Origin of the sequence: Nonomuraea muscovyensis, from assembly GCF_014207745.1 — a bacterium.
In the GTDB taxonomy this organism is placed as follows: domain Bacteria; phylum Actinomycetota; class Actinomycetes; order Streptosporangiales; family Streptosporangiaceae; genus Nonomuraea; species Nonomuraea muscovyensis.
The window spans coordinates 1,830,858-1,847,846 of record NZ_JACHJB010000001.1 but is presented as its reverse complement, the minus strand read 5'-3'; the positions used below and the strand labels follow the sequence as shown (position 1 = coordinate 1,847,846).

Below are 16,989 nucleotides of genomic sequence, written 5' to 3'. Positions count from 1 at the left end.
CGGTGCTGGAGAGTGTTGGTCTGCTGTGATACCTGGCGCGGGCCAGGCCGAAACCTCGGCCCTAATCCTTGCTGTGATCCGGTGCTTGATGGCCTCGCGAGACAGGTTGGTGTGGCCAAATCGCTTGCGTACGGGCGTAACGGTGGGTAATCGAGCCGTGATAACAAGAAGGATGCAGGGTTGAGTATGCCTCGCTCCACGGCCTCATGACCATTAGAGTGCTCCTCCACGAGTTTTCGAAGATCGCAGAATACGGGCGGGATGGACGTCTTCAAGGTTCACGAGCAGCTGATCGCAGACTACGCTGCGTTCACAGCTGGCTTCACGGAGATCGAAGACGAGCGGATCAAGAAGCATGTGCGCGACAGGCTGGCCGCCGGGGAACAGTGGCCTGACCCTTACCTGGCGCTGAATCCAAACTTCGAGCCTGGTGGATCAGTCACCGAGCTCGTTCAGCAACGTCTCCTCGTCGCGGAATGTGAACGCATCTTCCGCGTCGGCAAGTCCGCCGATTCCACGGGCCAGGTTCTCAACCTCCACCGGCATCAGCGTGAGGCAGTGGAAATCGCCAGGTCCGGGGCGAGTTATGTGCTGACCACGGGTACTGGGTCCGGCAAGAGCTTGAGCTACATCGTGCCGATCGTGGACTGGATCCTGCGACAAAAGGCCGAGGGCGTCTACCAGCCAGGCGTGAAAGCGATCATCGTTTACCCGATGAACGCACTGGCCAATAGCCAGGTCCATGAGCTCGACAAGTTTCTCAAGGAGGGGTACGGCCCCGGCCGTGAACCGGTCACGTTCCGCCGCTATACCGGCCAAGAGAAGATGGAAGAGCGGCGGCATATCCTCGCCGATCCGCCAGACATCCTGCTGACCAACTACGTCATGCTCGATCTGGTGCTCACCCGGCCGGGCGAGCGGGACAGTCTGATCACTGCTGCACGCGGTTTGCGCTGGCTCGTCCTAGATGAGCTGCACACCTACCGTGGCCGGCAGGGTGCTGACGTCGCGATGCTTGTCCGACGAGTGCGTGAAGCCTGCGAGGCGGCCGAGATCCAGTGCGTCGGAACGTCCGCGACGATGACCACCGAGGGTAGCGAGCACTCCCGGCGTGCCAAGGTGGCCGAAACAGCTAGCCGGCTGTTCGGTGTTCCAGTCTCCCGCGCGCACGTCATTGGCGAGACTTTGGAACGTGTTACTACCGCGGATCCAACTCACGTAACCCGGCTCGAGTTGCCCGAGCCCGAATATGGATCCTTCATCGCGGATCCGCTCGCTGCCTGGGTGGAGGCGCAGTTTGGCGTCGTGACTGACCAGGAGACTGGCAAGCTTGTTCGCCCTCCGCGACCGCGAACTGTTGCGGAAGCTGCCACTGAGCTGGCGGAGTCGGTCAATGAAGATCCCGAGGATTGCGCCATCGCGATCCAGGAGATTCTCAAACTCGGCGCCTCGATCCCGCATCCTCGCACGCAACGTCCGGTGTTCGCCTTCCGGCTGCACCAGTTCCTCTCCAAAGGGGATGACGTCTATCTCAGCATCGAATCCGAGGCTGACCGGTACATCACCAGCCGATACCAGACCGTCGTGCCAGAGCCGGGCAGGGAGGATCACATCCTCGTTCCTGCCTCTTTCTGCCGGGAGTGCGGCCAGGAGTATCTGACCGTCCGAAGGGTCGACGAGCGCTTCACGTCACGGCGTGACAGTGACACCACGGGGGACGAGAAGGACGGCTACCTTTACATCTCGACGGACTTCCCCTGGCCTGACACGGTCGAGGTCGCCATCGATGACCAGCGGGTGCCGGAGTCATGGGTGGAGACCCGGAAGGACGGCTCGCCTGGCGTAATCTCGGCTAAACAGAAGTACCTGCCGAAGGTTGTCACAGTGGCGCCCAACGGCCACATCGCTGACGGGGGGACGCGAGCCGCCTACATCGCCGCTCCATTCACCTTCTGCTTGGCCTGTCGTACCTCCTATGAGCAGGTGCGCGGTAGCGACTTCGCCAAGCTGGGGTCGCTCGCGGTGGAGGGGCGCAGCTCGGCCACCAGCGTGATCAGTTCGACGGTGGTCCGGACTCTGCGTGAAGACGCGAACCTCGAAAGGCCTGAGCGCAAGCTGCTGGCGTTCACCGACAACAGGCAGGATGCCAGCCTTCAGGCCGGTCATTTCAATGACTTCGTTCAAGTCGTCCAGCTTCGTGGTGCCCTCTATCGGGCTCTCCAGGACTGTCCGGATGGGCTGACCCACGAGATGATCGCGCAGAAGGTAACCGAGTCGCTCAATCTGAGCTTTGCGGACTTCGCGCAAAAGTCTGAGGCCCGATTCTCGGCTGAGCGCAACACCTGGAAGGCGCTCCGCCAGCTGGTCAATTACCGGCTCTACCTTGATCTGGAGCGTGGCTGGCGAATCACCATGCCCAATCTGGAGCAAACCGGATTGCTCACGGTGGATTACCTCGATCTTCCGGAGATCGCCGCAGCCCAGGATCTATGGGATGGCGTCCATTATGCGCTTCGCGATGACGCGCCGGAGCTGCGTGAGGAACTGCTGCGGACCTTGCTGGACGAGCTGCGCCGCGTGCTGGCGATCGACGTCGACTGCCTTACCGAGCCGGGGTTCGTCCAGATCAAGGAAGAGAGTCGGCATTACCTGAAGGACCCGTGGGCGATGGAGCCAACGGAGAATGTCGTATATGCCCCGATCGCCTACCCGCGAGCCGGAAGTCATGGCGGGTTGCGCTCCAGCAAGGACTTGTATCTCACCGGGTTCGGCGCGTACGGCAAGTATCTGCTCCGTGAACACTCCGGGCTGACCCGCGACGATGCGCACGCGATGATTCGCGACATGCTCGCGGTGACCGAGCGCTGCGGTCTGCTCACCATGGACAGGGATGGCTATCAGCTGAAGGCATCCGCACTGGTGTGGCGGCTCGGTGACGGCAAGGCCGGTGCAGTGGACCGCATCAGAAAACACGTCGCCACCGAAAAAGGCCCGCGGATCAATCCGTTCTTCCAACGCCTCTACACAGATAAGGCGGCTCAGCTCGCGGGTCTCCAAGCACGTGAGCACACCGCCCAGGTGATGAACGAGGTTCGCGCCCAGCGCGAGGAGCAGTTCCGCGCAGGCGATCTACAGGTGCTCTACTGCTCACCCACGATGGAACTGGGCATCGACATCGCCAGCCTGAACGCGGTCGCACTACGGAACGTGCCGCCAACCCCCGCCAACTACGCCCAGCGGGCCGGTAGAGCGGGCCGATCGGGGCAGCCAGCGCTGGTCGTGACGTACTGCGCTTCCGGATATGCCCACGACCAGTACTACTTCCGTCATCGCGATCAGATGGTGGCAGGGTCGGTAGCCGCGCCGCGGCTGGACCTCACCAACGAGGACCTAATCAGTTCACACGTCAACGCGATCTGGCTGGCTGAGATTCAGCTGCCGTTGGACAGCTCAATCTCGCAGATTCTCGACGTCGATCAGGCCGGCTTCCCGCTGCTGCCAGACGTTGCTGCGGCAGCCGCGCACCCGCAGGCCCAGCTCCGGGCCGCCGAGCGGGCCCGACACGTGCTGGCCGAAAGGGTCAGAGAACTGAAGATCACCTCGTGGTGGCATGACGACTGGATCGACCGGGCTGCTCAGGATGCTCCGGCGGCGTTCAACGCCGCCTTCGATCGCTGGCGCGAGCTGTATCGGACGGCGCAGGCCGAACGGGAGGAACAGCACCGCATCATCGGCGACCATTCCACAAGCAAGGGGGCCCGGGAAGGGGCCATCATCCGTCGCCGTGAGGCAGAAAACCAGCTGAAGCTGCTCAGGAACGAGGACTCTGAAGACTTCCAGACCGACTTCTACTCCTACCGATACTTGGCATCGGAAGGGTTCCTCCCCGGTTACTCTTTCCCGCGGCTTCCGCTGCGCGCCTACATCGCCGCCCGTAAAGGAAAGAGCACCGAAGTCGAGTTTATCCATCGGCCCCGCTTCATCGCGATCCGTGAGTTCGGACCCGACGCCCTCATCTATCACGAAGGCTCCCGGTATCAGGTCAAGGAAGTGCAGCTCGCACCCAACGAGCAGGGTGGCGGCGGGCTGGATACCCGATCCGCACGGCGCTGCGAGTTCTGCGGCTATCTGCACGAGGCGGTCGTCGGCACCGACGTCTGCGACTCGTGCAATGGACTACTCGGCAAGACCATGAACCGGCTGCTGCGGCTGCAGACCGTCAAGACGGTTCGACGCGACCGGATCTCCTCAGACGAGGAGGAACGCCGCCGCGCCGGCTACGACCTGGTCACCTCCTACCGCTTCAACGACCACGGCGTACGGCCCGGCCGCCTGGATGCCAAAGCAGTGCGGGATGCAGCACCGCTCCTGGAACTCACCTATGGAGACACCGCCACAGTCCGCGTCACCAACATGGGACGCAAGAGGCACACGAGCGACGGCTTCTGGATCAACGTGCAGACCGGGCGCTGGCTGTCGGAGAAGGACGCTCTCACCCCTGACCTGCATCGCCTGGATGACGCCTCGCTCGTTCAAGCCAAGCAGCAAGTCATTCCCTACGTCGAGGATCGAAGGAACATCCTGGTCACCCGGATGCTCGGCTCCGTAAGCCACGAGGCTGCGATCAGTTTCATGTATGCGCTGGAGCGGGGCATCGAGGCCGAGTTCCAATTGGAGGACGGCGAGCTCACCAGCGAACTGCTCCCTGACGAAGCACACCGCGGCCGGGCACTGTTCATCGAGAGTTCTGAAGGTGGCGCGGGCGTGCTACGGCGACTGGTCATGGAGGCCGACGCACTCGCACGGGCCGCACGGAAAGCGCTGGAGATCGCCCACTTCGACGTCGCCACCGGCGAGGACACGGGTGGGGCCGTCAACAACGAGCGCTGCGCCAAGGCGTGTTACGACTGCCTGCTTTCCTTCGGCAACCAGGCCTACCACGATCTGATCGATCGTCACCTCGCCCGGGATCTGCTGCTCGCGTTGTCGCTCTCGGACGTGCCCGAGCCGCCGGTGGCTTCCCCTCAGGACATCTGGGAGCCCGTACGCTACGCCGCCGAACTCAACGATCCGGTGCACGCCTTTGTCGCGTGGTTGGAGGAGTGGGAATACCGGGCTCCGGATGAGCTGAGTGTGGACCTCGGGGTGGCCACCCCGGAGATGGTCTATCCGGGCCAGGTCGCCGTGTTCGTGGACGGCCCGGACAACGGCGCCTCACCCGGCAGGGACGAGGACGCCGAGGACGAACTCCGCGAACTCGGCTGGAGCGTCGTACGCGTTCCCTACCGTGGGGACTATGCGCAGATCGTGAAGAAATATCCGAGCGTCTTCGGGACCAGTCGCAGGGAGCCGCGTTGACCACTGTCTTCAGCCCAGGAACGCTTGTGAGCGCCCGCAACCGCGACTGGGTGGTGCTTCCGGGCTCCAGTGACACGTTTCTGGTGGTCCGTCCGCTCGGCGGTGGAGACGACGAGGTCGCCGGCATCCTGACCCAGGTCGAGGAGGTCGCACAGGCCACTTTTCCGCCACCGAGCGCCGACGACGCCGGCAACGCGGTCAGCGCCGGCCTGCTGCGTACGGCCTTGCAGATCGGGTTCCGCGCGACGGCGGGGCCGTTCCGGTCGATCGCGGGGCTGGCCGTGGAACCCCGGCCATACCAACTGGTCCCGCTGCTGATGGCGTTGCGGCAGGAGACGGTCCGGCTGTTGATCGCCGATGACGTCGGCATCGGCAAGACCATCGAGGCGTCGCTGATCGCGGCCGAACTCCTCGCCCAGGGCAGCGCGACAGGGCTGACCGTGCTGTGCAGTCCTGCCCTGGCCGAACAGTGGCAGGAAGAACTCGCGACGAAGTTTCGCATCGACGCCGAGTTGGTGCTGCCTAGTACGGTCAAGCGGCTGCAGCGCAACATCGTCGACGACGATCAGTCGATCTTCGACTTCTACAAGCACACCGTGGTCTCCACCGACTTCATCAAGTCTCCGACCCGGATGAAGGAGTTCGTCACCTCCTGCCGCGATTTGGTGATCGTGGACGAGGCGCACACCTGCGTCGCGGACGGCACCTCCACTGGCGGTCGAACCAGGCGCTACAACCTGATCCGTGAACTGGCCGACGATCGGGATCGGCATCTCATCCTCGTTACGGCCACTCCGCACAGTGGCAAGGATGAGGGATTCCGCAACCTCATCGGCCTGCTCGACCCCGAGCTGCCGGCGCTGAACCTCGACGACGCCAAGGGCCGCGAAAGGCTCGCCCGGCACATGGTCCAGCGACGTCGGGGTGACATCAAGGACTATCTCAATGAGGACACCAAGTTCCCTCAGCGGCGTGAGACGCGGGAGGAGCGCTACTACCTGACCGACGACTACCGCAAGCTCCTGCGCCAGGTCCTCGCTTACGCGCGGGAGACCGTCCGCGACGCCTCGCGCGGGCAGCTGCGGCAGCGGGTCCGCTACTGGTCGGTGCTGGCGCTGATGCGAGCGCTCGCCTCCTCGCCCAACGCGGCGGCGGCGACGTTGCGGACGCGTGCGGAGGGAGCGGGTAAGGAAACCCCGGAGGAGGCGGACCGGATCGGCCGTTCGACGGTGCTGGACACCGACGATGACGAGGCTGCCGAGTCCGTCGATGTGATCCCCGGCGCCGACGACCTCGATGAAGACGATCAGAGCGAGCGCGCCAGGCTGCTGCGTTTCGCCAAGGCGGCCGACGCCTTGGCCGGGAGGCAGGACGCCAAACTGGCCAAGGTCGGCGACGTCGTGGAAGCGCTGCTGGCGGACGGGTTCGACCCGATCGTGTTCTGCCGGTTCATCGACACCGCCGAATACGTCGCCGCGCACCTGCGCGAGCGCCTGAGCGGAGCGGCGGAGGTCGCCTGCGTCACCGGCACGCTCCCGCCCAGCGAACGGGAGGCGCGGATCGACGAGCTTCGCGCGGTGGAGCGGCGCCACGTGCTCGTGGCCACCGACTGCCTGTCCGAGGGGGTCAACCTTCAAGATGCCTTCCAGGCGGTCGTCCATTACGACCTCGCGTGGAACCCCACCCGCCATGAGCAACGCGAAGGCCGGGTCGACCGGTTCGGCCAGGCTGCCGAGATCGTCCGGGCGGTGACGATTCTCGGTGCCGACAATCTCATCGACGAGATCGTCATGCGGGTCCTGATCCGCAAGCATGAGGAGATCAGGAAGAGCCTCGGCGTCAGCGTGCCCGTGCCGAACTTCTCCAACCAGCTCGTTGAAGCGCTGATGGAGGAACTGCTCACCTCCAATACCGACAGCTGGGAGCAACTCCCGCTGGAGGGTTTCAGCGCGACGAACCTGCACACCGAGTGGGAGAACTCGGCCGAGCGGGAGCGGCGCTCCCGTACCAAGTTCGCCCAGGCCGGCATTAAGCCGGATGAGGTAGCCAGGGAGCTGGCGGAAGTCCGGGCCAGCCTCGGCTCACCCGCAGAGATCGACGGTTTTGTCCGCGAGGCCCTCGACGCGCTCGGCTCTTCACTCGTCGAGGCCGCAGACGGTTTCACGGCCGTAACGGCTACTCTTCCCCTTGGTCTGCGCGATGCGCTGCCTCCAGGTCAGGCGCAGCCGCTGCCGTTCCACCGTGACCTGCCGGTTCCTCGCCGACACGCGCATCTGGACCGCACCGACGCCAGCGTCGGAGCGATCGCCCGCTACGTGCTCGACAGCGCGCTGGATGCGAAGACTCCGGGCCCGCGGCCGGCCCGCAGATGCGGCGTGATGAGAACGAGCGCCGTGCAGCGGCGGACGACCCTGCTGCTCACCCGGTTCCGGATGCATCTGACCCTGCCCGGCCACGACGGCGCCCGCCCTCTCGTGGCCGAAGAAGCGCGCGTACTGGCTTTTCGCGGGCGCCCGGACAATCCTGAGTGGCTCCCTGCGGAAGAGGTCGACACGCTCCTGAAGGCGACGCCCGGCGGCAACATCGCGCCCGACCTGGCCCGTGACGATCTCGACCGGTTGCTCGCTCCCGGCGATGACGGCCTGCCGAAACTCCTCTCACAACTGCGCCCCGCCCTGGACGCCGAAGCTGACGCCATGGCCGAACGGCTTCGCGACTCGCATCGCCGCGTCCGCGAGGCGTCCCGTCAAAGTGGCCTCAGCAAGATCCAGGTTGCCGCCAACAAGCCGGTTGATCTGCTTGGCGTTTATGTCTACCTGCCGGTGGTGTCCCGATGAGTAGATCCCCCTACCCCTCTCTCCGTACGGCCGGCGGCCTGCTCTCCGCCGACCTGTTCGAGCGGGTCATGGACGCCCGGCAGGGCGAGAACGCGCTGCCGGGGCGCGAACCGGAGACCTACGGGCTGCTGTCACATGAGAACGTCCGCGAGGCGGCGGCCCGCGCGTTCGACTACCTTAAGAACGCCTGGGCCCAGTTCGCCAAGGAGCGAGAGCGCGCCCGGCAGGAGGGGCGTTCCCCGCGTGCCCGCGACCGGTGGCTGATCCCGTTACTGCGGCAGCTCGACTACGGGGTGCTCCAGCCGGGCGGCGGGATCACCGTCGAGGACGTCACCTACCCGGTTAGCCATCGCTTCGAGCAGGTGCCCATCCATCTGGTCGGCTGGAATGTCGACCTCGACCACCGCACCGCCCGCGTCAACACCCAGGCGCCACAGTCGATGGTGCAGGAGTTGCTGAATCGGAGCGACGATCACCTGTGGGCAGTGCTTTCCAACGGCAGCAAGCTGCGGCTCCTCCGCGACACTCGCTCGCTGGCAGGCTCCGCCTATGTCGAGTTCGACCTCGAGCTGATCTTCGAGGAGCAGCTCTTCGCCGACTTCGTGCTGCTCTACCGGCTCGTGCACGCCACGCGGCTCGCTGTACCTGAAGACAAGACGCCTGCGGATTGCTGGCTGGAGCTCTGGCGAGCCGATGCCGTCCAGGCCGGCGATCGCGTGCTCGCACGGTTGAAGAAGGGTGTCCAGGAAGCCATCCATACCCTGGGCACCGGCTTTCTCCGTCACCCGGCCAACGATCGGCTCCGGAAGCACCTGGAGGGCCGCAGCACGATGGCCGGGCTCGGCATCGGGACCCAGGAGAAGGTGCACCGGCTCAGCAAAGAGGATTACAACCGCGCCCTGCTCCGGCTGGTGTATCGGTTGCTGTTCTGGTTCATCGCCGAAGATCGTGACGTGCTGCTCCTGCCGATTCCGGAAGAGGAGGAGTTGGTTGAGGAGCGCAAGCAGATCCTCGCCGCTCGAAAGCGTTACGCCGATTACTTCTCGGCCCACCGTCTGCGTGATCGGGCAATCCGTGGCGGCGCGGATCATCACGATGACCTGTGGGAAGCCGTTCAGCTCGTGATGCGTGGTCTCGGCGAGGATGGGGGCCGACCCGAGCTGGCCGTTCCGGGCCTCGGCGGGCTGTTCGAGCGGATCATCGAACTGCCCGACGGCACCCGGCTGGACCGAAGCCTCCCCGACGAGTTGGACGCGCCCCTGGAAGGGATGCGGATCGACAACACCCACCTGCTGAAGGCCATCCGGCACCTCGCCGTCGTCGACACGGGCATCCAGCGCAGGCCGGCCAACTTCCGCGAACTCGGCTCGGAGGAACTGGGCAGCGTCTATGAGTGGCTGCTGGAGTTCCACGTCGATCTTGATACCGCTGACCGGACGTTCACGCTCTGGAAAGCGGATGGCAGCGCCCGGAAGACCACCGGCTCGTACTACACACCTACGTCGCTGCGGGAGGCGTTGCTCGACAGTACGCTCGATCCGGTCCTGGACCAAGCGGCCGGGTCGGCCGACACCGTCGAGGGCAAGGTTGGGGCGCTGCTGAGCGTGACCGTCTGCGATCCCGCCTGTGGGTCCGGGGCTTTCCTCGTGGCTGCTGCGCACCGGATCGCCCGCCGTATCGCGCAGATCCGCTCCGGTGAGGACGAGCCGTCTCCGACTCGGGTACGGCATGCCATGCGTGAGGTGGTCTCCCGCTGCATCTACGGAGTCGACCTCAACGAGATGGCCGTCGAGCTCGCCAAGGTGTCACTGTGGATCGAATCGGTCGAGCCCGGCAAGCCGCTGGCGTTCCTGGACACCAACATCCGGGTCGGCAACTCGCTGCTGGGCGCCACCCCGGCGCTCATCGACCTCGGCATCCCGAAGGAGGCCTTCAAGGCCATCGAGGGCGATGACAAGAAGGTGGCCGCCGCGGTGGCCAAGGAGAGTGAGACGGAGAAGACCCTCGCCAAGCGCGGAGAGTTCGCCGACACGCTCTTCGACTTCGATGAGGAGGCGAACCGGTCGAACGATCGGCTCGCCAGAGACACCCGGGCCATCGTCACGGCCCTGCCCGACGACTTGGTCGCCGCGGCCGTGCAGCGGCGGCGGCTGCGGCTGATCGACGCGGAACGGCTGCCCACCAAGCGCGTCGCTGACGCCTGGTGCGCTGCCTTCGTTCAGGAGCTCACCCCGGAGACGAGGACCAGTGCGATCACTCAGTCCACGCTGGACTGGATCGGCGGCGAGCAGTCCGATGACCGCCGGAGGCGAGTTGCCGCTCGGGTGAGCGAGCTGGCCAAGGCTTACCGGTTCTTCCACTGGCATGTGGAGTTCCCGCACCTGTTCCGGGTCTCCGACGGCGGGCCGGTGGACGGGAAGACCGGCTGGGAGGGCGGTTTCACCTGCGTCATCGGTAACCCGCCATGGGAACGGGTGAAGATCCAGGAGAAGGAGTTCTTCGCCTCCCGCGACGAGGACATCGCCAACGCCAAGAACGCCGCCGCGCGGAAGAAAGCGATCGCCGCGCTCGCGGACAGCGAGGAAGAAGCCGACCGTGCCCTGTACGCGGAGTTCATGGGCGAGCTGCGGCAGGCCGAGGGCCAGACGCTGTTCTTGCGTGAATCCGGCCGCTACCCGCTGACCGGACGCGGCGACATCAACACCTACGCCGTATTCGCCGAGACCGGACGCACGGCCATCGCCGGTGACGGACGGGTCGGGATGGTGCTACCCACCGGAATCGCCACCGACGCGACCACACAGTTCTTTTTCAAGGACCTGGTGGAGAGCAAGACCCTCGCCTCGCTCTACGACTTCGAGAACGAGGAGAAGCTCTTCGAGAACGTCCACCACTCCTTCCGCTTTTGTCTGTGGAGCGGAACGGGCCGGCGGGCGCCGCAGCGCAGAATCCACCTGGCGTTCCGGCTCCGGCAAGTCCCGCAGATCGCGGACCGTCGTTTCACCCTCACTCCCGAGGACATCACCCTCCTCAACCCAAATACCGGCACCCTGCCAGTCTTCGACTTCAAGCGAAACGCCGAGATCACCGTCGGTATCTACCGACGGGTCCCCGTCTGTTGGCGCGACTCCGCGGGTGGCGGGGAGGGGATCAATCCGTGGGGGCTGTCGTTCCTGGCCATGCTTCACATGGCCAATGACTCGAACCTGTTCCGGCCGAATGCCGCCGACGGGGAGACCCTGGAGCAGATGCTCAATGACGGCTGGGAGTTCGACGGCAACGCCCTCGTCCGCGCCGGCGAACGACTGTTGCCGCTGTATGAAGCGAAGATGCTGCACCACTTTGACGATCGGTTTGGCACTTACGAGGGCCAGACCGAGGCCCAAGCTAACGTGGGTACCCTTCCCCGTCCTTCCGCTGCCGACAAAGATGATCCGGCGTTTGTCGCGATCCCGCAGTACTGGGTACCCGAGAAAGAAGTAAAGGCCAGGCTTCGTTCATCCGAGGGAACGCGGAACACTCGCCGCGTCCTCCGCTGGGATCGTGAGTGGCTGCTCGGCTGGCGCAACATCGCCCGCAGCGTAGACATGCGGACATTGATTTGTAGTGCGTTGCCTATGGCAGGGGTGGCCCACAGCTTCCCCCTCCTTGTCCCGCGAGCCGCAGCTCCCGCCCTCCTCTACGCCAACCTTTCCTCTCTCGTCCTTGACTTTTCTGGGCGACAGAAGATGGCGGGGACCAACTACACCCAGAACTACTTCAAGCAACTCCCCGTGTTGCCGCCCTCGGCGTATGAGGAGCCCTGCCCCTGGAACCTCCATGAACGCCTCGATAAATGGGTACGACTGCGGGTTCTAGAGCTGGCCTACACCTCGTATGCCATGGAGCCCTTTGCACGCGATCACTTCGACGAGGGCCCGCCGTACCGCTGGGACGATGAGCGTCGCTTCTGGCTCCGGGCCGAGTTGGACGCCGCCTACTTCCACCTGTACGGCGTCGCCCGCGACGACGTCGACTACATCCTGGACACCTTCCGCGCCTTCAGGAACACCCGGCCGGAGGAGTTCGCCCGAACCAAGAAGGCCATCTTGGAGATCTACGACGCGATGAGCGCCGCGATCAACTCTGGCCAGCCTTTCCAGACGATCCTTAACCCCCCGCCCGGCGAAGGCTCGCGTCATCCCAGGCGTGAGCGCGAGGAGATCACAGAGTATGCCTGACGATCTGCGCTACGGCCTCATTCTTCGCACGGCGATGGAAATACTCTGTGACCGGGCACATCCGATTCCTCCAGTAGAGGTGTATGAGGAATACGCGCGCAGGTTCACGCCGAACGACGACGAGAGCAAGCTGATCAAGAGTGGGGAGCCCCGCTGGCAGGCGATCCGCGGCTTCGTCACTGGTGATGCGGTCAACGTCGGCTGGATGAGCAAGCGGGGCGGCTGGAGCCTCACCGAGGCTGGGCACGCGGCGCTTGAGGAGTACCCCACAGATGAGGAGCTCAGCGCCGAGTGTGGCCGCCTTCTGAAAGAGATCAATAAGCGCCGCAAAAGCGCTTACGAATCTCTTAGTGGCGTCCATGACGTGATCGCGCGGGCACTTGAGCTTGTTGGCCCAGGAACATGGACCAGTTTCGACGACATCGCCGAACTGGCAGAGACCACCAGTGAGGAAGTCGCGCACTTCTTGGCGGATGCCAAGGTCAAAATTCCCAACAGCCGACGTGTGATTAATTCGGACGGATCGCATCCACCGGACTGGATGGTGAACGCCAGTTTCCGTGGCACCGACCTGCTCGGGCGGCTGGCGGCAGAGGGCGTTCAGGTCAACCCGGACAAGCGTGCCAGGCAGGAAGACCGTCTGACATCAGACGTACTGCGCGACCTTCTCGACATCCATCAGGCGTCCGACGCTGTACCTGCGGGGCGGCGGGCGTGGCTTATCCGAGGATCATCGGTGGACGGGCGCGACCTGGTGCCGGTCTGGTTGCACAAGGGTTCTGCGTCGCTTGCGGCAACGACCCTTCGAGAGATCCCGATCCCCCTCTCTCGTGACGAGCTTAAGACAGTCGTCCAAGACGACTATCAGCACAAGTCCTACGCGGTAAGGGAAGCCAAGCTCGCCGAGTTCGACGCGTTCTGCAACCGAATGCGGCCGGGCGACTACGTGTTGACGACCACCCAAGGCAAGGCATACGTCGGCGTGATCGCCGGTGGCGCCTCCTACGTCGCCTCCTCCGACCAACGATCCAACCTCCGGCGATCCGTCGACTGGCTGAACGAAACCCAGCCGGTGCCTTTCGCACACCTGCCGCAGCCGCTGCCCGCCAAATTGCACAGCCAGTCCGATGTCGTCGAACTGACCGAGAACATCCCGGCGATCGAAGAACTGCTCGCGGCTCTGGACATCACCCTCGGCGAGACCGAGCCGGAGCCGGTCCGCGCCCTGTCCTTCCCCGAGATCGGCCAGGACCTCGCCGACGACATCCTCATCACCCGCGAGGACCTGCAACGCCTGGCCGACCTCCTGTGGGAGAACAAGCAGCTCATCCTGTACGGCCCGCCCGGCACGGGCAAGACGTTCCTCGCTCGCAAACTCGCCGGGCAGTTGGCCGAGCCGAGCGCGGTCAAGCTCGTCCAGTTCCACCCGTCCTACACCTATGAGGACTTCTTCGAAGGCTTCCGCCCGGTCCAGCGAACGGACGGCCAGCTCGCTTTCGATCTACGGCCAGGCCCGTTCCGGCAGCTCGTCGAGGCCGCCCGGCAACACCCTTCGGACCCGTACATCCTCATCATCGACGAGATCAACCGGGCCAATCTGGCGAAGGTCTTCGGCGAGCTCTACTTCCTGCTGGAATATCGCGACGACGCGATCGGCCTCCTTTACTCAGCCGAGTCGGATTTCACGCTGCCACCCAACGTTTTCGTCATCGGCACCATGAACACCACCGACCGCTCGATCGCCCTCGTCGACGCGGCGATGCGGCGCCGGTTCCGCTTCGTGGAGTTGCATCCGTCTCACGCTCCCATCCAGGGACTTCTCGATCGATGGCTCGCACGGCTGCGCAACGACGACGAGCTTGCCGTCCACAACGTGGACGCACCGGAGATCCTCGACGCGCTCAACACGCGCATCGAAGACCACGACCTCGCCATCGGCCCGTCCTACCTGATGAAGCCGAGCATCTACCAACGCGAGAGCGGCCTGGCCGAGGTGTGGGAGACCGCTATCCTCCCGCTCCTCGCCGAGCAGCATTACGGCAGCCCGCTCGCTATTCTCGACCGCTATCGCCTGCCGGCCCTCCGGCAAGCCGTACGCCAAGCCGCCCCTGAAGCCGAGCCGGAACAGCCAGTGTCGTGATGCGTCTGACCGTTGCCGAGAACGATCAGCTGGTCGCGCGCCTCAGCCATGAGCAGGGACGACGGCTGGCGGACTCGGGTGTCGTTCAGGCGCGTCCTTCTCCCTTCGATACCGAGCTGTGGGAGCTCGCTCCGCAGGGGAAGGTTGGCGTGGCCCGGGTGGGCGACGTCGAGGTGTGGGTGACACCGAAGCTAGTGCTGTGACCGGAAACGATCACCGGGTTGGCGTGTAGAGCGTCCCTGCGGGTTGGATGGGTGCTGATCACGTTCAATCGGCGCTCGGGAGGCCAGGTGACGCAACCGGTCAAGGTCCGCAGACTCACGGACCCGGAAGGGCAGAAGCTGCAGCGCATCGTACGGCGCGGCACGATGAGCACGGTGCGCTATCGGCGGGCGATGATCCTGCTGGCCTCGGCCGGCGGCAACACCGTCCCGGTCATCGCTCGGCTGGTACAGGCCGATGAGGACACCGTGCGCGATGTGATCCACCGCTTCAACGAGATCGGCCTGGCCTGCCTGGACCCTCAGTGGGCGGGAGGCCGTCCCCGCCTACTGAGTCCTGACGACGAAGACTTCGTCACGGCGACGGCCACCACCCGACCTGCCAAACTCGGCCAGCCCTTCACCCGCTGGTCCATCCGCAAACTCCACGACTACCTGCGCCGCCTGCCCGGCCGCGCCATCACCATCGGCCGCGAAACCTTACGCACCCTGCTGATTCGCCACGGCATCACCTTCCAGCGCACCAAGACCTGGAAAGACTCACCCGACCCGGACTTCGAGACCAAACTCGACCAGATCGAGTACGCCCTCACCCGCCGGCCCGAACGGACCTTCGCCTTCGACGAGTTCGGCCCGCTCGGCATCCGCCCCACCGCCGGGACGGGCTGGGCACCTGCCGGCGCGCCGGACCGATTGCCGGCCACCTATCACCGCACTCACGGCGTGAGGTACTTCCACGGCTGCTACTCCGTCGGCGATGACCTGCTGTGGGGCATCAACCACCGGCGCAAGGGCAGCGAACCCACCTGGTCAGCCTTGAAGTCCATCCGCGCCGCCCGCCCGGACGGCGCCCCGATCTACGTGATCATGGACAACCTGTCGGCGCACAAGAACCGGCGCATCCGCGCCTGGGCGGACAAGCACAAGGTCAGGCTGCTGTTCACCCCGACGTATGCGTCCTGGGCCAACCCGATCGAGGCTCATTTTGGACCGCTGCGCCAGTTCACCTTGGCCAACTCCAACCACCCGAATCACACCGTCCAGACCCGGGCCCTACACGCCTACCTGCGCTGGCGCAACGCCCACGCCCGTCACCCCGACGTGCTGGCCGCTCAACGCCGCGAACGCGCCCGCATCCGAAGCGAGAAGGGCATCCGCTGGGGAGGTCGGCCTCTGGCTTCCGCAGCCTGAAGCCTGTTACCCAACCCGGTGATCGTTTCCGGTCACAGCACTAGAGATCGACCGGCTGCTGTTTCTCGTCGGATACACAGCGGATCCGAAAGGATGGCGGGACGAGCTGGTTCATCTGGAGGTACGGGAGGGGCTGATCCCCGCCGTCGCCGATGCGTTGTGGCGGCAGACAGAGCGTGCGCTCCGACAAGGGCTGCTTCAGGGATATCGAACGGCCGAGGAGACCTCGTATGTGTTGCGCGGACGCCTCCGCGAGGCCGACCAGCTCCGTCGGCACCACGGTCGCCCTATCCCCATGGAGATCCGTCACGACGACTTCACCATCGACATCCCGGAGAACCAGATCCTGCTCGCGGCCATCACACGGCTGCTGAGGGTTCCCCGTGTCTCCGGAAGCTCACGTCGGAGGCTGGCTGCCCTCCGGATCCGCCTCGCGGGCGTCACCAGCCTGATCCTCGGAGCGCGCCTGCCGAGCTGGCAGCCGACGCGGCTTAATGCTCGGTACCAGGCCGCTCTCCGGCTCGCAGAGATCGTGTGGCGGGCTACGTCACCCGAGCACGCTCCGGGCCCGACGGTTGCCAGCGGGTTCCTCTTCGACCTGCCGAAGATCTTCGAAGACTTCGTGACCGTGGCGGTGTCGGAGGAACTGCATGACCGCTTCGGCGGGATTGCATATCCGCAGTACCCCTGCCACCTAGACGAGTCGCTGGCCGTACGGATGAAGCCTGATCTGGTGTGGGAACTGAGCGGTGTTCCCCGGGCCGTGGTCGACGCCAAGTACAAGCAGGAGAAGCCGGCCGGATACCCAGACGCCGATCTGTACCAGATGCTGGCCTACTGCACGGCCCTCGGGCTGCCTCGTGGACACTTGATCTACGCCGAGGGGAACGGATCAGGTGCCTCACACGTCGTAAGGCATGCGGGCATCGAGATCATCTGCCATGCGCTCAACCTCGCTTCGGAACCCGAGGCGATCCTTTCGCACATCAGCAAGATCGTAAGTGAGTTCTGACCGGCGAGGA

At 64.9% G+C, this 16,989-nt stretch carries 7 protein-coding genes; all 7 read left to right on the top strand.

Annotation, left to right across the window (positions count from 1 at the left end; translation table 11 throughout):
- Window positions 1-261: 261 nt before the first annotated feature.
- The 7 genes from FHU36_RS08660 (at window position 262) to FHU36_RS08630 (ending at window position 16,979) form a co-directional block, all read left to right on the top strand.
- Window positions 262-5,358, top strand: a complete 5,097-nt coding sequence (locus tag FHU36_RS08660; RefSeq protein ID WP_185083225.1) for a DEAD/DEAH box helicase family protein — start codon at window positions 262-264, stop codon at window positions 5,356-5,358.
- Entirely contained in the window at window positions 5,355-8,195 is a 2,841-nt protein-coding gene (locus FHU36_RS08655) for a DUF8741 domain-containing protein (RefSeq protein WP_185083224.1), read from the top strand. The genes FHU36_RS08660 and FHU36_RS08655 overlap by 4 nt, the downstream gene beginning before the upstream one ends.
- Window positions 8,192-12,415: an Eco57I restriction-modification methylase domain-containing protein gene (locus FHU36_RS08650; protein ID WP_185083223.1), complete on the top strand. Its 4,224-nt coding sequence runs from the start codon at window positions 8,192-8,194 to the stop codon at window positions 12,413-12,415. The genes FHU36_RS08655 and FHU36_RS08650 overlap by 4 nt, the downstream gene beginning before the upstream one ends.
- Window positions 12,408-14,555: an AAA family ATPase gene (locus FHU36_RS08645; RefSeq protein WP_185083222.1), complete on the top strand. Its 2,148-nt coding sequence runs from the start codon at window positions 12,408-12,410 to the stop codon at window positions 14,553-14,555. The genes FHU36_RS08650 and FHU36_RS08645 overlap by 8 nt, the downstream gene beginning before the upstream one ends.
- Window positions 14,552-14,758, top strand: a complete 207-nt coding sequence (locus FHU36_RS08640; RefSeq protein WP_185083221.1) for a hypothetical protein — start codon at window positions 14,552-14,554, stop codon at window positions 14,756-14,758. The genes FHU36_RS08645 and FHU36_RS08640 overlap by 4 nt, the downstream gene beginning before the upstream one ends.
- An 87-nt stretch (window positions 14,759-14,845) precedes the next feature.
- Window positions 14,846-15,967 carry an IS630 family transposase gene (locus tag FHU36_RS08635; RefSeq protein WP_312891493.1) on the top strand — a complete coding sequence of 374 codons (1,122 nt, stop codon included), beginning with the start codon at window positions 14,846-14,848 and terminating at the stop codon, window positions 15,965-15,967.
- Window positions 15,968-16,013: 46 nt separating this feature from the next.
- Window positions 16,014-16,979 (top strand): McrC family protein, encoded by a 966-nt coding sequence (locus FHU36_RS08630; protein ID WP_312891633.1) that lies wholly within the window; start codon window positions 16,014-16,016, stop codon window positions 16,977-16,979.
- The last annotated feature ends 10 nt before the right edge of the window (window positions 16,980-16,989 follow it).